At 68.1% G+C, this 15,964-nt stretch carries 16 protein-coding genes; 6 read left to right on the top strand and 10 right to left on the bottom strand.

Features of this window, described 5'->3' with window-relative positions:
- The first annotated feature begins 23 nt into the window (after positions 1 to 23).
- The 4 genes from J2W23_RS16285 to mrdA all read left to right on the top strand — a co-directional run bounded on the left by J2W23_RS16285 (position 24) and on the right by mrdA (position 4,769).
- Positions 24 to 1,067, top strand: coding sequence for a rod shape-determining protein (locus tag J2W23_RS16285; RefSeq protein WP_007833435.1), 1,044 nt, complete (start codon positions 24 to 26; stop codon positions 1,065 to 1,067).
- An 86-nt stretch (positions 1,068 to 1,153) separates the two neighbouring features.
- Positions 1,154 to 2,125: a rod shape-determining protein MreC gene (gene mreC, locus J2W23_RS16280; RefSeq protein ID WP_176660643.1), complete on the top strand. Its 972-nt coding sequence runs from the start codon at positions 1,154 to 1,156 to the stop codon at positions 2,123 to 2,125.
- Complete coding sequence (mreD, locus tag J2W23_RS16275) at positions 2,122 to 2,643, top strand: rod shape-determining protein MreD (protein WP_307649455.1); 522 nt, start codon at positions 2,122 to 2,124, stop codon at positions 2,641 to 2,643. The genes mreC and mreD overlap by 4 nt, the downstream gene beginning before the upstream one ends.
- Before the next feature lie 155 nt (positions 2,644 to 2,798).
- Positions 2,799 to 4,769, top strand: a complete 1,971-nt coding sequence (mrdA, locus tag J2W23_RS16270) for a penicillin-binding protein 2 (RefSeq protein ID WP_307649454.1) — start codon at positions 2,799 to 2,801, stop codon at positions 4,767 to 4,769.
- Between the two features lie 6 nt (positions 4,770 to 4,775).
- Here mrdA and fahA read toward each other — a convergent pair whose 3' ends face one another.
- From fahA to J2W23_RS16240, 6 genes are all read right to left on the bottom strand, one after another.
- Positions 4,776 to 6,056 (bottom strand): fumarylacetoacetase, encoded by a 1,281-nt coding sequence (fahA, locus tag J2W23_RS16265; protein WP_307649453.1) that lies wholly within the window; start codon positions 6,054 to 6,056, stop codon positions 4,776 to 4,778.
- A gap of 130 nt (positions 6,057 to 6,186) precedes the next feature.
- Entirely contained in the window at positions 6,187 to 7,164 is a 978-nt protein-coding gene (locus tag J2W23_RS16260; RefSeq protein ID WP_307649507.1) for a Bug family tripartite tricarboxylate transporter substrate binding protein, read from the bottom strand.
- Entirely contained in the window at positions 7,164 to 8,474 is a 1,311-nt protein-coding gene (gene hmgA, locus J2W23_RS16255; protein WP_307649452.1) for a homogentisate 1,2-dioxygenase, read from the bottom strand. Before hmgA ends, J2W23_RS16260 begins: the two co-directional genes overlap by 1 nt.
- A 53-nt stretch (positions 8,475 to 8,527) precedes the next feature.
- Positions 8,528 to 8,719 (bottom strand): DUF2783 domain-containing protein, encoded by a 192-nt coding sequence (locus J2W23_RS16250; RefSeq protein ID WP_176660648.1) that lies wholly within the window; start codon positions 8,717 to 8,719, stop codon positions 8,528 to 8,530.
- Between the two features lie 2 nt (positions 8,720 to 8,721).
- The gene (locus tag J2W23_RS16245; RefSeq protein WP_307649450.1) at positions 8,722 to 10,359 is read right to left on the bottom strand and encodes an FAD-dependent oxidoreductase; all 1,638 of its coding nucleotides are present in this window, start codon (positions 10,357 to 10,359) and stop codon (positions 8,722 to 8,724) included.
- A 60-nt stretch (positions 10,360 to 10,419) separates the two neighbouring features.
- The gene (locus J2W23_RS16240; protein WP_307649449.1) at positions 10,420 to 11,379 is read right to left on the bottom strand and encodes an MBL fold metallo-hydrolase; all 960 of its coding nucleotides are present in this window, start codon (positions 11,377 to 11,379) and stop codon (positions 10,420 to 10,422) included.
- Positions 11,380 to 11,486: 107 nt separating this feature from the next.
- Here J2W23_RS16240 and J2W23_RS16235 point away from each other — a divergent pair, with 107 nt between their 5' ends.
- Positions 11,487 to 12,431 carry an IclR family transcriptional regulator gene (locus J2W23_RS16235; RefSeq protein WP_307649448.1) on the top strand — a complete coding sequence of 315 codons (945 nt, stop codon included), beginning with the start codon at positions 11,487 to 11,489 and terminating at the stop codon, positions 12,429 to 12,431.
- Complete coding sequence (locus J2W23_RS16230) at positions 12,428 to 13,207, top strand: SIR2 family NAD-dependent protein deacylase (protein WP_307649447.1); 780 nt, start codon at positions 12,428 to 12,430, stop codon at positions 13,205 to 13,207. The genes J2W23_RS16235 and J2W23_RS16230 overlap by 4 nt, the downstream gene beginning before the upstream one ends.
- 13 nt (positions 13,208 to 13,220) lie before the next feature.
- Here J2W23_RS16230 and J2W23_RS16225 read toward each other — a convergent pair whose 3' ends face one another.
- The 4 genes from J2W23_RS16225 to J2W23_RS16210 form a co-directional block, all read right to left on the bottom strand.
- Positions 13,221 to 13,715 carry a pentapeptide repeat-containing protein gene (locus J2W23_RS16225; protein ID WP_176660652.1) on the bottom strand — a complete coding sequence of 165 codons (495 nt, stop codon included), beginning with the start codon at positions 13,713 to 13,715 and terminating at the stop codon, positions 13,221 to 13,223.
- Positions 13,716 to 14,052: 337 nt separating this feature from the next.
- Complete coding sequence (locus J2W23_RS16220) at positions 14,053 to 14,274, bottom strand: hypothetical protein (protein WP_307649446.1); 222 nt, start codon at positions 14,272 to 14,274, stop codon at positions 14,053 to 14,055.
- Between the two features lie 48 nt (positions 14,275 to 14,322).
- The gene (locus J2W23_RS16215; protein ID WP_307649445.1) at positions 14,323 to 14,991 is read right to left on the bottom strand and encodes an ABC-type transport auxiliary lipoprotein family protein; all 669 of its coding nucleotides are present in this window, start codon (positions 14,989 to 14,991) and stop codon (positions 14,323 to 14,325) included.
- 15 nt (positions 14,992 to 15,006) lie between these two features.
- Entirely contained in the window at positions 15,007 to 15,963 is a 957-nt protein-coding gene (locus J2W23_RS16210) for an MlaD family protein (RefSeq protein ID WP_307649444.1), read from the bottom strand.
- Position 15,964 lies beyond the last annotated feature (1 nt).

Genomic DNA, 15,964 nt, shown 5'->3' with positions numbered 1-15,964 from the left:
GCCGTGCTCAGAGGATTCCGCACATGTTTGGAGCTTTCCGTCGGTACTTTTCCACCGACCTTGCGATCGACCTCGGCACCGCCAACACCCTGATATTCGCCCGCAACAAGGGCATCGTTCTGGATGAGCCCTCGGTCGTCGCCATCCGCCACGAAGGCGGCCCCCACGGCAAGAAGGTGATCCAGGCCGTCGGCCGCGAAGCCAAGGCCATGCTGGGCAAGGTGCCCGGCAACATCGAGGCGATCCGCCCGATGAAGGACGGCGTCATCGCCGACTTCGTGATCACCGAGCAGATGATCAAGCAGTTCATCAAGATGGTGCACCCGCGCACGCTGCTCACGCCGAGCCCGCGCATCATCATCTGCGTGCCCTGCGGCTCGACCCAGGTCGAGCGCCGCGCCATCAAGGACGCGGCCGAAGCCGCCGGCGCCACGTCGGTCTACCTCATCGAAGAACCCATGGCCGCGGCCATCGGCGCCGGTCTCCCCGTCAGCGAAGCCTCGGGCTCGATGGTGGTGGATATCGGCGGCGGCACCACCGAAGTGGGCGTCATCTCGCTGGGCGGCATGGTCTACAAGGGCTCGGTCCGCGTGGGCGGCGACCGCTTCGACGAAGCCATCATCAATTACATCCGCCGCAATTACGGCATGCTGATCGGCGAGCCGACGGCCGAAGTCATCAAGAAGAACATCGGCTCGGCCTTCCCGGGCTCCGAAGTCAAGGAAATGGAAGTCAAGGGCCGCAACCTCTCCGAGGGCGTGCCGCGCAGCTTCACCATCAGCAGCAACGAAGTGCTGGAAGCCCTGACCGATCCGCTCAACAACATCGTCTCGGCCGTGAAGAACGCGCTGGAGCAGACGCCGCCCGAACTGGGCGCGGACATCGCCGAGCGCGGCATGATGCTCACCGGCGGCGGCGCCCTCCTGCGCGACCTCGACCGCCTGCTGGCCGAGGAAACGGGCCTCCCGGTGCTCGTGGCCGAAGACCCGCTGACCTGCGTGGTGCGCGGCTGCGGTATCGCGCTGGAACGCATGGACCGTCTGGGCAGCATCTTCACGAGCGAGTAAAAGGCGAAAGCCATCATCGGCCGGCCTCTGCTTGCATAGGCCGGCTTTTTGTTATTTGATTCCGCACCACCGCCGGGTCTGAATTCATGCCTCTGGGCACGCTCGATCGCACAGCGCCACCCCTGTTCAACCAGGGACAGTCGGCACTCAGCAAGCTGATCTTCTTCGGCGCGCTCTCCCTGTTTCTCATGGTGGCCGATGCACGCTTTCATATCGTGCAGCCGATCCGCGCGACGCTCGGCGCGGTGCTCTACCCGGTGCAATGGGTGGCGCTCAAGCCGGTACAGATCGTGATGGGCGGCGGCCGCTACCTCGAAGACCTGCAGACCGCCCAGCGCAACGAGGCCGACGCCCGCAAGGCGCTGATGATGCAGGCCCAGCGCGCGAGCCAGGCCGACACGCTGGCGCAGGACAACGCGCGCCTGCGCGAACTGCTCGAGCTGCGCCAGACCACCACCACGCCGGGCCGCGCGGCCGAGGTGCTGTACGACGCGGCCGACCCCTACACCCGCAAGATCGTCATCGACCAGGGCCTCGCCCAGGGCGTGGCGGCCGGCTCGCCGGTGATCGACACGCACGGCGTGCTCGGCCAGGTCACGCAGGTGCTGCCGTTCACGAGCGAAGTCACGCTGGTCATCGACCGCGACCTTGCGATTCCTGTGCAGAACACCCGCACGGGCGTGCGCAGCGTGGCCTTCGGCGACGCCTCGGCGCACGGCGGGGGCCTGGAGCTGCGCTTCATGGCCGCCAACGCCGACCTGCAGGAGGGCGACCTGCTTTCCACCAGCGGCGTCGACGGTATCTACCCGGCCGGCCTGCCGGTCGCGAAGATCGAGCGCATCGAACGCCGCGCCGACTCGGCCTTCGCCCGCATCTACTGTGTCCCGCTCGCCAGCGTGACCGCCGCGCGCTACGTGCTGGTGCTCGAGCCGACCGGTGCCCCGACCGCGCCGCCACCCGCCGCGCCGACGACCACGCAGCGCAAGCGCGCCGAGGGCAAGCCCGGCGCCGGCAAGAACGAGAAAAAACCTGCCGCATCCGCAGGGGGTGGCCGATGATCAAGCGTCCCGGCCAGCAGCAGCTCCTGCTGCCCGTCAGCCCGCTCTTCATGTGGACCAGCCTCATCGTGGCGCTGCTGGTCAACATGATCCCCATCGGCCGCGCCGCCTGGATGCCCGACCTGCTGGCGCTGGTGATCGTGTTCTGGGGCGTGCACCAGCCCTCGCGCGTGGGCATCGGCGCGGCCTTCGTGTTCGGCCTCTGCATGGACGTGCACCAGGCCTCCATGCTCGGCCAGCATGCGCTGTCCTACACGACGCTGGGCTTCTTCGCGATCACGATCCACCGCCGGCTCCTCTGGTATCCGGTGCTGTCGCAGGCGCTGCAGGTGCTGCCGCTCTTTGCGCTGTCGCAGCTGATCGAGGTCATCACGCGGATGATCGGCGGCGGGGTGTTCCCGGGCTGGTCGGTGCTGATCTCGCCGGCCATCGAGGCCGCGCTCTGGCCCCTGGCCACGGCGCTTTTGCTCGCCCCTCAACGCCGCACCCCGGAACCCGACGAGAACCGCCCCCTCTAGTCATGGTGCCCTCCGGCTTTTCACTTCGCTTCGCTGCGTGTAACTCCACCCCCCAAGGGGGAGGCGCGGCTCGCCTTGGGGCGGCCCGGCGGCGGCCCTCCCGCATCTGCCACTGCACTTGACTTGCACTAGCACGCGCCTAAGCTCCCATCGCCATGACCGAAATCCGCAACGTCGCCGCCGACCTCGCGCGCTTCAAGCGCCGCGTGATCGTGATCGGCCTGGCGGTGCTTTTCGGGTTCGGCCTGCTGGGCGCGCGGCTGGTGTACCTGCAGGTCGTACGGCATGAAGACCTGGCCGAGCAGGCCGAGAGCAACCGCACGGCCATCGTGCCGGTGGTACCCAACCGGGGCCTGATCCTCGATCGCAACGGCATCGTGCTGGCCTCCAACTACTCGGCCTACACGCTGGAGATCACGCCTTCGAAGGTGGGCGATGTCGAGGAGACCATCGACAACCTCACGCAGGTGCTCGAGGTCTCGCCCCGCGACCGCCGCCGCTTCAAGCGCCTGCGCGAGGACTCGCGCAGCTTCGACTCCATCCCGATCCGCACCCGCCTGAGCGACGAAGAAGTGGCGCGCTTCGCAGCGCAGCGCTACCGCTTCCCGGGCGTGGAGATCAAGGCACGGCTGTTCCGCAACTACCCGAACGGCGAGACCGGCTCGCACGTGCTCGGCTACATCGGCCGCATCAACCAGCGCGAGAAGACCGCGATGGAAGACTGGGAAGAAGAAGAGCAGGCCAACTACAAGGGCACCGACTACATCGGCAAGCTGGGCATCGAGCAGAGCTACGAGAAGACGCTGCACGGCCAGACCGGCGTGGAGCAGATGGAAACCTCCGCGGGCGGGCGCGCCATCCGCCGGCTCGCGAGCCACCCGGCCACGCCCGGCAACACCGTGATGCTGTCGCTCGACATCAAGCTGCAGAAGCTGGTGGAAGACATGTTCGGCGAGCGCCGCGGCGCGTTGGTGGCCATCGATCCCAAGACCGGCGAGGTGCTGGCCTTCGTGAGCAAGCCGACCTTCGATCCCAACCTCTTCGTCGAAGGCATCGACACCGAGAGCTGGAAAGAGCTGAGCGAATCGCTCGACAAGCCGCTCCTGAACCGCGCGCTCCGCGGCACCTACCCGCCCGGCTCCACCTACAAGCCCTTCATGGCGCTGGCGGCGCTGCAGACCGGCAAGCGCGGCGCGAGCGTGGTGGTGAACGACCCGGGCTACTTCAACTTCGGCGGCCACCGCTTCGGCAGCCCCGAAGGCAACCTGGGCGGCGTCGACATGCGGCGTTCGATCCAGCTGTCGAGCAATATCTATTACTACTCGCTGGCCAACGAGATGGGCGTGGACATGATCCACGACTTCATGAAGCCGCTGGGCTTCGGCCAGATCACAGGCATCGACCTGGGCGGCGAGGTGCGCGGCGTGCTGCCCAGCACCGAGTGGAAGCGCAATGCCTACAAGCGGCCCGAGGCGAAGAAGTGGTATGCGGGCGAGACCATCTCGCTGGGCATCGGCCAGGGCTACAACGCCTTCACCATGCTGCAGCTCGCACAGGCCACGGCCATCGTGGCCGACGGCGGCATCAAGCACAAGCCGCACCTCGTGCTGGCCACGCGCAACACGGTGAGCGGGCAGGTGGTGCCGCTGCCGCAGCCGCCGGCGGAGAACCTGGGCTTCACCGCGGCCAACGTCGCGGTGGTGCGCGAGGGCCTCACCAGCGTGGTCACCAGCGGCACCGCGCGCAGCGTGTTCGCGGGCGCGGGCTACCAGGCGGCCGGCAAGACGGGCACGGCGCAGGCCGTGACGCAGGCGCAGAACACCAAGTACAACGCTCGCGCGCTCGAGGAACACCAGCGCGATCACGCCCTCTTCATGGCCTTCGCGCCGGTGAACGACCCGAAGATCGCCGTCGCGGTGATCGTGGAGAACGCAGGCTGGGGCGCCGGCGCCGCGGCACCCATTGCGCGCCGGGTGTTCGACTACTGGCTGATGAACCAGTATCCGAGCGAAGCGGACATGGCGGCCATCAAGATCGGCAAGGCCGCCGCGCCGATGGGCAAGCCGCGCGTGGCGAGCGAAGTGGCGTGGCCGGTGGCCGCCAGCACGACCGCACCGGCCCCCTGAGGTTGCCTACTTCGCGGCGGCTTCCACGGTGCCGCTGACTTCGCCCAGACCGATACGCACAGCCCCCGCGCGCTCGCACCAGCCGCGAATGACCAGCGTGTCGCCGTCTTCCAGGAAGGTGCGCTTCTCGCCGTTCGGCAGCGTGATCGGCTGCTTGCCGCCCAGCGTGAGTTCGATCAGCGAGCCGGCCTCGTCGGCCTTCGGGCCGGAGAGCGTGCCTGAACCCAGCAGGTCGCCCGGCTGCAGGTTGCAGCCGTTCACCGTGTGGTGGGTGATGAGCTGCGCGGCGGTCCAGTAGGCGGCCTCGATGGTGTTGCCACGCGTGAGGCGGGCGGGTGCGACACCTTCGGCGCGCATCTTCGCGGTCTGCAGCAGCACTTCGAGCGTGATGTCCAGCGCGCCGCTGTCGCGGTTCGATGGCGCATCGAGGTACGGCAGCGGCTGCGGGTCGCCCGCGGGCCGCTCGAACTTCGCGCGGAATGGCGCGAGCGCCTCCATCGTCACGATCCACGGCGACAGCGTGCTCGCGAAGCTCTTCGAGAGGAAGGGGCCGAGCGGCTGGTATTCCCAGGCCTGCACGTCGCGCGCCGACCAGTCGTTGAGCAAGGTCACGCCGAACAGGTGGTCTTCGGCGTCGGCGATGGCGATGGGCTCGCCCAGCGCATTGCCGCGGCCCACAAAGAAGCCCAGCTCCAGTTCGTAGTCGAGCCGCTTCGAAGGACCGAAGCTCGGCGTTTCTGCGTCGGGCGCTTTGGTCTGGCCTTGCGGGCGCTTGAAGGTCTGGCCGCTCACGCGGATCGACGAGGCGCGGCCGTGGTAGCCGATCGGCACCCACTTGTAGTTGGGCATCAGCGGCTGGTCGGGACGGAACAGCTTGCCGATGGTGGTGGCGTGGTGAATGCCCGTGTAGAAGTCGGTGTAGTCGCCGATGCGGCAGGGCACGGTCATCTCCGCCTTGGCCTGCGCGAGCAGTGCCTTCGACCATGCGGCCTGCTTGTCGCTGCCTTCGGCGAGGCCTGTGGAGATCGCGGCGCGCAGGGCCTGGCGGTCCTTCACGCTCGCACCCATCAGTGCGTTCATGTCGTCGGTGTCGACGAGGCCCGCAGCCCTCAGGTCGAGCACCTGGTCGCCGATGGCGACGCCGATGCGAAAGGCCTCGCTGCTGCCCGCCGTGCGGAAGCGGCCGAACGGCAGGTTCTGGATCGGGAAGTCGGTGCCGGCTTCGTTGGCCGAGGCGACCCAGCTGCGCAGCTTCGGGTCATGGGTGGCGTTCAGTGCGATGGTCATGGGTGTCCTTGAATTGGGTGGGAGAGGAATCCGGGACCGTTCGGACTGAGCTTGTCGAAGTCTTGCGCGGCGCTTCGACAAGCTCAGCGTGAACGGTGGTGGGGCTCAGCGTGAACGGTGGTGAGGTGCTTCAGTCTGCGGTCATGCCGGCCTTCTTGGCGACATCGCCCAGGCGCTGGTATTCGGTCTGCGTGAGCGTGGCCAGCTCCTGCGCGGTCGAGCCGCGCGGCGAGAAGCCGGCCTGCTGCAGCCTGGCCTTCACCTCGGGCATCGCGAGCGCTTCGACGAATGCTTCGTTCAGCGCCTTCACGATGGGCGCCGGAAGGTTCGCCGGCCCGTACACGCCGAACCACGGATCGAGCGCATAGCCCTTGAGGCCCGCCTCGGCCATCGTCGGCACGTCGGGCAGCGACGGCGAGCGCGCCGGCCCGGCGACTGCCAGTGCGCGCAGCTTGCCGGCCTGGATGTGCGGCAGCGACGCGGGCAGGTTGTCGAACATCACGCCGATGTTGTTGCCCAGCATGTCGGTGATGGCCGGGCCGCTGCCCTTGTAGGCCACGTGCACGAGCTCGGAGCCGGTCATCTGCGCGAACATCACGCCCGCGAGGTTCATCGACGTGCCGGCGCCCGCGGTGGCGTAGGGCAGGCCCGGGTTCTTCTTCGCGGCGGCGATCAGGTCGGGCACCGACTTGATCGGCGAGGCCGCCGGCACTTCGAGCACGATGGTCGAGGTGCCCAGTAGGCTGATGGCCGTGAAGTCCTTGCGCGGATCGAAGGCCATCGATTTGTAGATGTGCGGATTCAGCGCATTGGTCGAGATCGCGCCGAAGCCGATGGTGTAGCCATCGGGCGCCGCTTTGGCCACGGCGTCCATGCCGATGTTGCCGCCCGCGCCGCCGCGGTTGTCGATGAGCACCGGCTGGCCGAGCTTTTCCGACACCTTCTGGCCCACGGTGCGCGCCACGAGGTCGGTGGTGCCGCCGGGCGTGTAGGGCACGATGAAGCGGATCGGCTTGGAAGGAAAGTCCGCGGCATGCGCGAACAAGGGCGCGGCGAGCAGGGCGATGGCCGCCGCGCGGCGCGCGAGAGTGAAGGAGGCGTTCTTCATCATGGCTTGAACTGGTCCTTCAGCCCCGCCCAGCAGTCGGCGTAGTCGGTGTCGAGCGCCGGGCTGTTGAGCGCGAAGTTCGTTGGAATGAAGCGGTAGCGGCTCTCGAACATGAAGGCCAGCGTGTTGTCCAGCTTGTGCGGCTTGAGGTCGGCGTGCGTCGCCTTGTCGAAGGCTTCCTCGTCCGGGCCGTGCGGCACCATACAGTTGTGCAGGCTCGCGCCGCCGGGCTTGAAGCCGCCGGGCTTGGCGTCGTACTCGCCCAGCACCAGGCCCATGAACTCGCTCATGAGGTTGCGGTGGAACCAGGGTGGGCGGAAGGTGTTCTCCATCACCATCCAGCGCGGCGGGAAGATCACGAAGTCGCAGTTCGCGGTGCCGGGCGTGTCGCTGGGCGAGGTCAGCACGGTGAAGATCGACGGATCGGGATGGTCGAAGCTGATCGAGCCGATCACCATGAAATGCGCGGTGTCGTACTTCACCGGCGCGAGGTTGCCGTGCCAGGCGACCACGTTGAAGGGCGATTGCTTGGTCGGCGCCTTCCAGAAGCGGCCGGCGAATTTCTTGACGAGCTCGTAGGCGCCGCCGTCTTCCTCGAAGGCCGCCACGGGGGCCTGGAAATCGCGCGCATTGGCCAGGCCGTTCGAGCCGATCGGGCCGAGCTCGGGCAGGCGGAAATGCGCGCCGTAGTTCTCGCAGACGTAGCCGCGCGAGAGACCGTCGGGCAGCGCCACCTTGAAGACCATGCCGCGCGGCAGCACCGCGATTTCTCCCGGTTTCACATCGAGCACGCCGAGTTCGGTCGTGATGACGAGGCGGCCCTGCTGCGGCACGACCAGCATCTCGCCATCGGCGTTGACGAAGGCGCGCTTTTCCATCGAGCGGCCCGCGAGGTACATGAGCGAGCCGATGCCGACCTGCGATTCGGCATCGCCATTGGCGGCCACCGTGTGCATGCCGTCGATGAAGTCGGCTTCGGCCGCGCCGTCCAGCGGCATCGGATGCCAGCGCATCGGCTCGGGCGGCAGCGCGATCTCGCGGTCGCCGCCGGTCGTCCAGTGCGGCTGGGCATACGGCTGGTAGCGTCCCGACACCACCGAAGGCTGCCGGCGATAGAGCCAGGTGCGGCGGTTCTCATGGCGCGGTGCGGTGAAGGCGGTGCCCGAGAGCAGTTCGGTGTAGAGGTCGAACGGCCCGCGCTGCGGGTTGTTGCGACCCTGAGGCAGGGCGCCGGGAACGGCCTCGGAGGCGTATTCGTTGCCGAAGCCGCCGAGGTAGCGCCGCTCGTCGTTGGCGGAAGCTTGGGTCATGGTGTTCTCTTTCGAAAATCGCGATGAGATGAGGTTGGAGTGCGTGGACCCGCCTAGCCGCCGCGCGCGGCCTCGAAGGCCTCGCGCAGCACGGCGAGCGAGCCGATGTGGTTGGCCAGCACGAGCACGAGGCGCGCGTTGAAGGCGTGGCTCTCTTCGGTGGAAAGCCCCTGGTGCGCCTCGATGAGCGCTTCGTAGAAGTCGTCGGGGGCTTCGAGGTTCGGCGTGGTGTTCAGTTGCTGCATCTTCATGCCTTTGCCAGTGCGCGGTCGATGGCTGCACGGATGTTCGCCGCCGTGGGCTGCCGCCAGCGTGCGCACACGTGCTGGTCGGGGCGCAGCAGGTAGACGGTACCGGGTTGCGCGTCGTAGCGCTGGGTGGCGAGTTCGCCTGCGGGCGTTGTGCCTTGCACGCGCACGATGTGCAGCGGCCGGTCGCCGCCTTTGAGCGCTTCCACGCTGCGCTCGGCGGCCCCGCCTTCGCCGAACACCAGTGCGGTGAACTGCTGTCCATGGCATTCGCGCAGCAGCCAGCCCGCACTGCCATCGGCCCGCACGGTCGGCGCGTCGGTGGCGGCGGCGCCCGGCACCATCGCGCCCTTGAACGCGTCGGCATCGGCCGTGTTGAGCGGGGAGTCGCGCAGCACCGCCGGCACCGAGAGCCGCCCGCTGTTGACCAGCGTGCGCGCGAAGGCGTGGCGTTTCGTCAGTTCCAGTACCGCATCGCGGAACAGGCGGCTCACATCGCTCTTTGGCGTGATGAAGTCGGTCGCGCGCGTGGAGTGGCGGATGTTCTCGTCGGCCGCGTATTCGCGCTCTCTTGCATAGCTGTCGAGCAGCGCATCGGGCGCATCGCCCTTCAGCACCGCGGCGAGTTTCCACGCGAGGTTGTCCGCGTCCTGAACGCCCGAGTTGGCACCGCGCGCGCCGAAGGGCGACACGCCGTGCGCCGAGTCGCCCGCGAACAGCACGCGGCCGTGGCGAAAGCGCTCCATGCGCTGGCAGGCGAAGGTGTAGACGCTGGCCCAGCCGATCTGGAACTGCACCTCCGCAAAGCCGATGCTGTCGAGCAGCGCGCGCACGCGCGGCGTGATGTTCTCGGGCTTGCGTTCTTCCACCGGGTCGGCGTCCCAGCCGAGCTGGAAATCGACGCGCCACATGCCATCGGCCTGCTTGTGCAGCAGCACGCTCTGGCCCGGGTGGAACGAGGGGTCGAACCAGAAGCGGCGCTCGGTGGGGAGCGGCGCGTCCATCGTGATGTCGGCGATCAGGAAGCGGTCGCGGAAGGTGCGGCCCTTGGCCTCCTGGCCGAGCAACTGGCGCAGGTTGGAGCGCGAGCCGTCGCAAGCGGCGACGTAGCCGGCCGCCAATTGATAGTTGCCCTCGGGCGTTTCGACCGTGAGCATCGCGCCGTCGTCGCGCGGCTCGATACCCGTCACCTTGTTGTTCCAGCGCAGGTCGATGAGCGGCAGCGCCGCCGCGCGCTCCACGAGGTAGCCCTCGACGTAGTACTGCTGCAGGTTGATGAAGGCGGGCCGCTCGTGGCCGGGCTCGGGCAGCAGGTCGAAGCGGTAGACCTGCTCGTCGTGGAAGAACACCTTGCCCACGCTCCACGACACGCCCTTGTCGACCATGCGGTCGCCGCAGCCCAGGCGGTCGAACACTTCGAGCGAGCGCTTGGCAAAGCAGATCGCGCGCGAGCCGCTGGAGAGGGTGTTGTCGTTGTCCAGCAGCACCACAGGAACCTGGCGCAGCGCGAGGTCGATGGCGAGCGTGAGGCCGACCGGGCCGGCGCCGACGATCACCACGGGGTGATGGGCGGGTGTCGATGCGTCCTGATCGGCGTGGCGGCGGTAGTCGAAGCGCAGACTTTGATAGTCGATCACGTGTTGTCTCCGTGTCTTTGTCTTTCCTTCGCCGGATGGCCGGCGAAGGAAGCAAATGCATCAGCCTTCGAGCGCCTTCCACATCTCGATGTCGCGCTCGGCCGTCCACACGCGCGGGTCGGCATGGCCCGAGGCTTCGTCGTACGCCCGGCTCACATCGAACGGCATGCAGTGGTCGAAGATCACCCACTGGCTGTACTTGGGCTTTAGCTTGGCGTAGGTGTCCTTGTAGACCGTGTTCAGGTCGCGGCCGGCCTTCACGCCTTCCTGCACGCTGGCATACACGTCGGAGATGAAGTTGCGCGTGCCCGTGAGCCCCTCGGCCACCTCGGCCGGCGTGGTGAGCGCGGCGCCGCGGCCCGGCACCAGCGCGGCGGGCTTCAGGGCGGCGATGTTGTCCAGCGTCTGCGGCCAGTCCTGGAAATAGGCGTCGCCGGCGTATGGCGTGGCGCCGAATTCGACCAGGTCGCCCGACAGCAGCGTGCGCTCCTCTGGCAGCCAGACGACCGTGTCGCCCTTGGTGTGGCCGCGGCCCAGCTGGATCAGCTGCACCTCGAGCTTGCCGAGCCACAGCGTCATCTTGCCGGTGAAGGTCATGGTGGGCCAGGTCAGGCCCGGGGGCACGGTTTCCACGTTCTGGAAGAGGCGCGGGAAGCGGCCGATTTCGCTGGCCTTGTCGGCCTCGCCGCGCTCCACGATCAGGTCGCGCGTGTCCTGGCTGGCCAGGATGTGCTGGGCGCCGTAGCCCGCCGCGCCCAGCACGCGCACCGCGTGGTAGTGGGTGAGCACCACGTACTTGATGGGCTTGTCGGTCACCTCGCGGATGCGGCGCACCACGTCGGCGGCCATGGCGGGGGTGGCCTGGGTGTCGGCAACCAGCACGCAGTCGTCGCCGATCACGATGCCGGTGTTCGGGTCGCCCTCGGCGGTGTAGGCCCAGGCGTGCTCGGAGATCTGGCTGAAGGTGATCTTCTTCTCTTCCATGTCGGCCTGGCTGGCGAACTTCTTGGCTTGGCTCATCGTCTTGTCTCCGGTCTGTGTGGGGTTGGAAAGGGTTGTGAAAATTCGTTTAGGGCAAACGAATTCGCGGATAACGAATTTTCGCAGTGTAAGCCCCGGATCAGGTAATGTCTAATCCCTTCTTCATGAACGAACGAGCGGCTGGCCCCGCGATCCAGGTGACCAAGGACTCCAGCGACACTCCCGATACCCCTGACACCGACCGCGCCGCCCAACGCGGCATCCAGAGCATCGAGGTCGGCGGCCAGCTGCTGCGTGCGCTGGTGCACCACGGCCGGCCGATGGCGCTGAAAGACCTGGCGCGCGAAGCCGACATGACACCCGCCAAGGCCCACCCCTACATGGTGAGCTTCGGGCGGCTCGGGCTCATCGAGCAGGACCGTGCGAGCGGCCACTATCTGCTCGGTCCGCTGGCCTTGCAACTGGGGCTCATCAGCCTGCAGCAGGCCGACCCGGTGCACATCGCCACCCCGTTGCTCAGCCCGCTGGCGCAGCGGATCGGCCACACGGTGGCGCTGGCGGTGTGGGGCGCGCGCGGCGCGACCATCGTCCGCACGGCCGAATCGCCGTCGCCGGTGCACGTGAACATGCGGCACGGCACGGTGTTCTCGCTGACCAACACGGCCTCTGGCCGCATCTTCGCGGCCTACCTCGATGCCGACGCGGTGCGGCAACTGCTCGAGGAAGAGCGCCAGCGCCAGAAGCCGCGCAAGGGCGCAGCCGCCGAGGCCGCCACACCCGCCGGCATGCCGCCGGTGCAGCCGCTGCCCTCGTGGAGCGACTTCGAGCGCCAGCTGAAGGAGGTGCGCGCGCATGGCATCAGCCGCTCCGACGGCGAGGTGATCGAGGGCGTGAGCGCCATGGCCGCGCCGGTGTTCGACCACACCGGCGCCATCGTGCTTGCCGTGACCGCCATCGGCCCGGCCGGCATCTTCGACACCGCGTGGGACGGCGAGCTCTCGCGCGCACTCAAGGCCTGCGCGGGCGCCGTGTCCCAGCGGCTGGGCGCACCCGCCGCGGGGCCTTCCGATACCCGAAAAACAGAGCGATGACGCGATCCGCCGCAACCGACGCCACTTCTTCTTCTTCTTCTTCTTCTCAACTCGAATCCGCCGTCGCGCTGCTGCAGGGCGCCCGGCGCATCGTCGTCTTCTCGGGCGCCGGCCTCTCCCGCGCCTCGGGCATCCCGACCTACCGCGATGCGGACGGGCTCTGGAAAAGCCAGAACGCCTTGCAGTTCTCCCACGCCGAAGACCTGAAGCGCGACCCCTCGGGCTTCACGAAATTCTGGGGCCAGCGCATGTCGGTCGTCGAATCGGCCGCGCCCAATCCGGGCCACCGGGCGCTCGCGCAGTTGCAGCGGCTGCGACCGGCGACGCGGCTGGTCACGCAGAACGTCGACGGCTTGCTCACCCAGGCGGGCGGGCTCGACGTGCTCGAGCTCCATGGGTCGCTGCGCCGCTGGCGCTGCGACCACTGCGGCAACCGCAGCGGCCCGTGGCCCTTTCACCGGTGCCTGCGCTGCGGCTCGCATGCGCGGCCCGACGTGGTGATGTTCGGCGAGATGCTCAACCCCGGCGTGCTGCTCGAGGCGCAGGTGGCGGCGCAGGAATCGGACCTCTTCATGGTGGTCGGCAGCACGACCATCGTCTATCCGGCGGCCGAACTGCCCGAGCTTGCGATGGCGCGCGGCAGCCGGCTCATCACGCTGAACCTGGAGCCGCTGCCGCATCTGGACGATTCGGCGGCGGTGGTGTTGCGCGGGACTTCCGAAGACCTGTTGCCGCGTTTGCTGGCGGGGCTGAACGGCCAGGCCCGCGCCCTCTGATTTTTCTTTTCGCTCAGTTGATGCGCGCGTTGGTGAACTGCATGTCCTCGAACCGGCTTCCCGTGAAGTCGACCTGCTCGCCGACCAGGTCGGCGGCGCTCACCTGCTGGCCCCGGCAATCCAGCAGCTTGACCTGCGACCAGTGGCTCGCATCGAGATTCAGCGAGATCAGGTTGCAGTGACTGAACGTGCAGTCGTTGAAAGTGCTGGCCCGCAGTTGCGACGCCGCGAAGGTGCAGCCCGTGAATGAACAGCCGCTGATCCTGATCCGCTGCATGTCGCACCGGCTGAACGAGCAGCCGGTGAAGCGGCACGCAGTCCAGACGGCGTCCATGAAGCTGGTGGAGCCGAAGCGGCTGCCGTTGAAGGTGCTGGACGTGAAGGTGATCAGGCCGAGATCGAGGCCGACGTAGACATTGCCGTCGCTTTCGCCCGCCAGCCCCGCGGGCGCGCCGCCGGTGCCTTTGCGCCATTTGTCGTGGTCCTGGATGATCTGAAGAGAGCTCATGGAAGTGCGCCAGAAATGAAGGAGGGCGCATTGTGCGAAGGCCTTCGCGGCGCAAGAACGAGGAGAAATGTTCCGGCCACCATTGCACCGCCGGCACCGTGACGGATTGCATGGCGGCTGGCTTCGCCCCCGCTGACGTCGGCCGGCGGCAGCTTTCAGCAGCCCGCCGCGACCTCTCCCCCTGACCCGTCAATCCCGCAGCACGCGGGGGCGCTCAGAAGGTGCGAAGAAACCGTAGCGAGCGGTTCGAGCTTGCATCGCGGACCGGAACCGTACGCTGCACGGTGAGGACCGCAGGTGCGAGATCGGATCGCGCAGTAGGTTTATTCACACTTTCTCAACTCTTTTTGCCGCCCAGCAGCACCAGCGCGCCACCCACCACGATGGCGGCCACGCTGGCCCAGGCCGGGAAGTTGACGGTCTGCTTTTCCTTCACCGAGAACTCCAGCGGCCCGAGCTTGGCCTGATGGGTTTCCTTGGTGAAGCTGAAGCCGCCGAGGCCCAGCCCCGCGATGCCTGCCACGACCAGCAGGATGCCGACGATGCGTGTTGCGTTCATGGGGCGGGTCTCCTCGGTGTTGGAAGTTGCTGCGAATCGGGCTACAGCTTACTGCCGCGGCTGGCGCTGCAGTGCATCCATCCACTGCGTGACCTCGGCCACGGCCGCGTCGCTGGCGGCCGCGAGCGCCTTCACGCCGCCCGGCGCATCGGCGCTGGGCGCGGGGCGGCGCACCGTGAACATCCGCTGGCCCAGCACGCGGTCGCCGCCCGTGGTGCCGCGGATCAGCGTGGCGCGCAGGCGCACGAGGCCCACGCTGCTCGCGGGCGAATCGAAGTAGTGGCTGAACTCGTCCAGCGAGATGCGCAGCGTGTCGGGCACCTCGCCCTTGGTGCGGGCGATGGTCGCGCTCTCTTCCGGGCCGAGCACCATGCGGTGCTCCGCGAGGCTGTCGCGCAGCCGCTGGCGCAGTAACTGCGCGGGCGGCAGGCTCCAGCGCGACTGGCCGTAGGGGCGCAGCTCGTTGGCGTCCGCATAGCCCAGGCGGTAGAGGATCTGCGTGCCGTCCAGCCGTGTGTTGCTCTCGAACTCGGCGAGCGCCAGGGTCGGCAGCGCGGCAGTGGGCGCGGCGGCCGGCGCCGTGGCGGCGAGCCCGGGGCCGAAGTCGTAGAGCGTCGCGCGCGCGGGCTTGTCGGGCAGCGCGCCGCAGCCGGCGACCAGCGCCGCAAGGCCGATGCCGGCGAGCGCCATTGAAAGCGTTGGGGTGGTTGTCTTCATGCTCGTCACCTTCGATCAAGGGCGCGCGGCCGGCGCGGAGAAACCCGGCTCGCCCGGCCCCGCCGCGGCACCGCCGTTGCCGAACAGCAGCGATTGCGGGTTGTCGTTGATGCTGTCCGCCGCGCGGCCCAGCCGGCGCACCGCGTGCGAGGTGTCGTCGGCCACGCGGTTCACGCGCGGCAGCGTGGCCGCGTTGAACGAGTCGACCGCCTGCGCCAGCGCCTTGGTGCCGTCGCTCAGGCGCTCGACCGGGCCGTCGGGCGCGTTGAGCCGACCCACGGTGGTGTTGAAGTTGTTGGCCACGCGCGAGACGTCGCTGGCGGCCTTCTTCACCGTGCCCAGCGTGTCGGGCATGGCGGCCAGCGTCGGGTTCAGGCCGGTCTTCACCGTGGTGTCCAGCGTCTTGAGCAGCGTGTTGGCGCTGGCCGAGGCCGCGGCGATGTTCTCCAGCGCATCGGCCGCGCGCTTCTGGTTCGGGTCGCTCAGCAGCTGGTTGGCACGTTTCGTCACTTCCTCGACCTGGTTGATGATGGCCTCGCCGCGGTCCTGCAGCTGCGCGAGCATCGAGGGCTTGAGCGGAATGCGCGGCGGGTCGTCGTTGTTGGGCTTGAGCGCGACCTGCGATTCGCCCTTGTCGTCCAGCGCGATGAAGGCCAGGCCCGTCACGCCCTGGTAGCTCAGCGTGGCAAAGCTGGAGGTGGTGAGGGGCACGCGCTGGTCGACGGTGATGCGTACGCGCACGTTGCCCTTCACCTTCGGATCGAAGTCGATCGAGGCCACCTTGCCGACCGCGATGCCGCGGTAGCGCACCATCGCCTGCGGCTGCAGGCCGCTGACCGCATCGCGGGTGGAAAGCTCGTAGACGTTGCGCACGGTGTTGTCGCGCGTGAACCAGATCACCAGCCCGACGAGCACGGCCAGGAGGCTGAGCACGAAGGCGCCGGCGGCGAGGGCATGGGCCTTGTTTTCCATG

Origin of the sequence: Variovorax boronicumulans, from assembly GCF_030812215.1 — a bacterium.
Lineage (GTDB): Bacteria > Pseudomonadota > Gammaproteobacteria > Burkholderiales > Burkholderiaceae_C > Variovorax > Variovorax boronicumulans_C.
This window is presented reverse-complemented; position numbering and strand designations above follow the sequence as displayed.